Genomic DNA, 3,832 nt, shown 5'->3' on the forward strand with positions numbered 1-3,832 from the left:
ATCCTGAAAATATACGACAATAGCATCGGAAGATGCAGTAGCAGCATCTAGAGGTGTCTTTGCTTTTTTCTGAACGTACATACTAACCGGTGAAGGCGAAAAAATATCGATAATCTGCTGTTGACGTCCATCAATCACCGCATATTCCGGTATTTTGGATTTATCCATGACGATCGTAATTGGTTTATCAGCGGGACTTTGACGAATTTCTCTTAATCGTCGTAGCGCTGAGACATTGAAGGCATCACAGACCACCACATAAATAGTCAGGGTTGGCATCACAACAATCTTACCATCGCGGATTGCCTGGGCGGCTTTTTCATAGGCTTCGGGACTGGCTTTTATAATTTGAACGGTGGGAGCAGTCTCGTTGACCAGACATTTTGTCTTCATTGGGGCAGTTCCTCCTAAAAATAATTTTAGTCACTAATTCTGGTTGATTTTATTATATAATGGATAGAAATGATGTACAATACATTTATCGTATCGATTGGATACCTCAGACTAAGGGACGAAAGGTTGTGAAGTTCGATGATTGCATTGATGCTGGTTATTTTTAGATTTGTGGGAATTGTGCTCATTGTTTTTTCAATCATCAGGTTATTAAAATTGAAAAAAATTGAAAAGCGTGGAGTCCAAGCTGAAGCAGAGGTAGTGGGAATGAAAGAAAATAAGGTGCGAACCGGACGGCAGGTTTATGATGAGTATACACCGATTCTGGAATATACGATAGCTGAAAAGGTCTATCGAACAGCAGCACTGGCTTCCCAGGCTGATAAACGTTATGAACTGGGTTATATTGTCAAAATCCGTTGTAATCCGGATAATCCTGAAGAAATATTGATCCCTGGAGATCGACGGTATTTTTTTAATCCAGTTTTATTTAGTATCGCAGGGATCATGATAGAAATTCTTGTTTTCCTTTTAATCCGATTTTTTTAAAAAGACGTACATACCATTGAATAGTTAAAGATTGAATGATTTCTTATGAACAGGCCGCCAACACCTTAGATGAGGCCTGTTCATTTTTTATTGACTATAAACCATTAACAATATTTATCGGACGTTCTCCGTTTGATACGGCCAGAATATTTGACCAGACCGTTTTATGCATTTTTTCAAAAGCCTGCTTGGTGGTTCCGCCAATATGGGGACTGAAAAGCAGTTTGTAATGACAGTTTTCCGGCAGATTAAGCAGTGGATTATCCGGCATAACCGGTTCCGGGTACAGGGTGTCAAGACCAGCCCCTGCTATTTGTCCAGCTGATAATGCGGCGACCAGATCATTCTGAACTACCAGCTCCCCGCGGGCAGTATTGATAAGCAGGGCCGACGGTTTCATCAGTGACAGTAGTTTTGCGTTGATCAGGCCGGTGGTTTCTGGGGTTACCGGTAAATGAAGGCTGATGATATCGCATTGTTTGCAGAGCTCTTCCAGCGGCAGATAGCAAAGCCCCAATTCGTTCTCAGCGTCATTCTTTCGGGAACGGTTAAAATAACTGAGCTGTGAGCCAAATGGCTTCAAACGCTTAGCGGTCTCAATTGCTATCGAACCCATGCCAACCAGCCCCACATGACAGGAACCTAATTCCGCAATACCATCAAGGATAAATGAACCTTTGGCCTGGATCTGGCGACCACTTCGAACCAGCTGATCCCCTTCCAGAAGCCGTCGCTGGAGGCTTAGCATCAGCAGGATAGTTTGCTCCGCCACGGCACCGGAGTTGGCGGCGGTATTGTTACAGACGTAGATATTTTTTTCTTTAGCAGACTGACTATCGATTTTATTATATCCTACGCCTTCGGAATGGATAAGTTTGAGATTGGACATGTTATCAATCACGGTTTTGCTGATTTCCCGGACGGCATCGGCAAAAATAAAATCTGCATCGCCAGCAGCCTGCAGCACCGCATCATCGGTATTTAGATTTTCACCGAAAATAAGTACCCAGTCTTTTGGGATGCCTGATAAATCAGAAAATTTTTCCACGCGTTTCGTCGATGTTAATATCAGAACCTTTGTCACAATATTACCTCCACTATAAATTACCTCTATTATATAGTGTCAGCGATTTAAGCACAACTAAATTTGTTCGGTACAGTTTGGTAAAATTTGTTCGGTTCAGTTTGGTAATGTGAAAACTTGGATTTTGATCCATTCAAGCATAAAGAAGGAAAACTGTCTCAGTTAATTCAATAACGAATGGACAATTTTTTTATCTGTTTTACGATTCATTTTATTTATGGTATAATTTAATTACAATAGCCGTGGGCAGAGGCAATCTGATTCCGATTCAGGGGGACGAGAAGCGATGATCATTCCAGACTGTTGTGGTCATAAAGAATAGGAGAAAAAATGATTGAATTAATAAAAGCTACAGTTATCCATAAAGCCTTCGGTGCTGGAGAGATTAAAGAAGTAGAAAATGGTCATGTCGTCATTCTTTTTAAAGCGAGTGATTCAGGGGAATCTACTGAAAAGAAATTTGTCTATCCTGATGCCTTTAAAAACTTTTTAAAAATCGATGATCCGGCTATCGCAGAACAGGTCGATAGTCTTATTAAAATCAAGGATGCTGAAGAAGATAAACGCCGAGAATTGGACTTGCAGGAAAAGCGGGAAAAAAGAGTGGCTCACGTAAAGGCTCTGGAAGAATTGAAGAAAAAGCTGCCGGCTAAAATAAAGATAAAAAAAACCAACTCCCGACAGAACATTGCCTTTAAACTGAATTATTGCGATGGGGGAGCATCGGAACAAATAGGTTTTAATGGTATTTGCAGTGACGAAACGATTCGATACAATATTGAAAAAGAAAAACGGGTCTGGTGTGGTAGCAAAGAATGTCTTTGCTCCCAATACCTTAATGGAGATATCGATCGAACAGCTTTAAACGATGCGATGGCGGATGACCAATTTGTCTGTTATGAAAGTCAGCTGTTGAAAAGCTGGAAAGTCTTGGCTGGCGAAGATGGAGACGGCAAAACAAGAAAGATAAAGAGTGCCCGGCGCAACAGTCTGGCAGTACTCACAACCCGACTGCCAAATACTAAGGAAGCGGAACGTATCATTTTCGGGGTATTTATAATTGATGATGTGTTGGAAGGCAATGATCGGGAGTCAGGCTATGTCTCAACTCAATCGACCTACCGTATTACCCTTACACGGGAAGAAGCTAATAAAATGCAATTCTGGAATTATCATACGAATACCACTGGCAAAGTTTCAGCAAAATGGGGTTCGGGTTTGTTTCGTTATATGGATGATACCCAGGCCGTCGCGCTGCTGCAGGATTTGATGAAGATCAAAGAAAATACAACTGATGCTCAATTAGCCAAAGATTTGTTGGAGTCTTATTGTCGGAATCATCTGATCGAATTAACTACGGTTTCTCAATAATAAGCAGATAAAAAAACAACGATAGTCAATATCGTTGTTTTTTTATTTGAATAAATTTGAATGATAAAGCCTTCATCGAGTATTAAATAGAAATTACCAAAGGATCTGCTGAAGAATGGTCATTGATTAGTGGCATAGTGTTTTTAGCTGATAGAAAAAAATTATCCTTAACTAGGCGATCAATTAGTCGATAACTTACAAAGGGCGTTATTACCGATTTTTTTGCGGCGGTTATATAGAATAATCTCCAGCTTCATGTTTGTATTAGAAGAAGATCAGAAGAAAAGAGGCATCATTGTGTTTGGTAAAATATTAGTTAAGCAAAAGGTCTCCAAAAAGTTGTGCACCCATTAAGGTGGTTTCGAAGCAAAGAGCCATTGTCAATACCGATCAAATGCGTTACCTTTAAAGATGTCCAGTCTCTAAGAAAGGTAA

Annotated in this window: 4 protein-coding genes; 2 read left to right on the forward strand and 2 right to left on the reverse strand. The window is 40.3% G+C overall.

The genetic code is table 11. The features are described from left to right. A partial coding sequence (locus ACEW8F_RS07415; RefSeq protein WP_373482842.1) for an L-threonylcarbamoyladenylate synthase occupies nt 1-393 on the reverse strand: 393 nt, incomplete at its 3' end. Nucleotides 394-543: 150 nt separating this feature from the next. On the opposite strand from ACEW8F_RS07415, the gene ACEW8F_RS07420 reads away from it, so the two are divergent. After that, nucleotides 544-942: a DUF3592 domain-containing protein gene (locus ACEW8F_RS07420; protein ID WP_373482845.1), complete on the forward strand. Its 399-nt coding sequence runs from the start codon at nt 544-546 to the stop codon at nt 940-942. A 94-nt stretch (nt 943-1,036) separates the two neighbouring features. On the opposite strand, the gene ACEW8F_RS07425 is transcribed toward ACEW8F_RS07420, so the two are convergent. Beyond that, nucleotides 1,037-2,026: a 2-hydroxyacid dehydrogenase gene (locus ACEW8F_RS07425; protein WP_373482843.1), complete on the reverse strand. Its 990-nt coding sequence runs from the start codon at nt 2,024-2,026 to the stop codon at nt 1,037-1,039. A gap of 330 nt (nt 2,027-2,356) precedes the next feature. Between ACEW8F_RS07425 and ACEW8F_RS07430 the strand changes: the two genes are divergently transcribed. Continuing rightward, nucleotides 2,357-3,397, forward strand: a complete 1,041-nt coding sequence (locus tag ACEW8F_RS07430; protein WP_373482844.1) for a hypothetical protein — start codon at nt 2,357-2,359, stop codon at nt 3,395-3,397. Nucleotides 3,398-3,832 lie beyond the last annotated feature (435 nt).

Source organism: Acetobacterium sp. (assembly GCF_041752335.1).
Lineage (GTDB): Bacteria > Bacillota > Clostridia > Eubacteriales > Eubacteriaceae > Acetobacterium.

Excerpts from the sequence above, each read along its gene's own strand:
- ACEW8F_RS07420 (WP_373482845.1), top strand. The coding sequence starts at position 544 with ATGCTGGTTATTTTTAGATTTGTGGGAATTGTGCTCATTGTTTTTTCA.
- ACEW8F_RS07430 (WP_373482844.1), top strand. The coding sequence starts at position 2,357 with ATGATTGAATTAATAAAAGCTACAGTTATCCATAAAGCCTTCGGTGCT.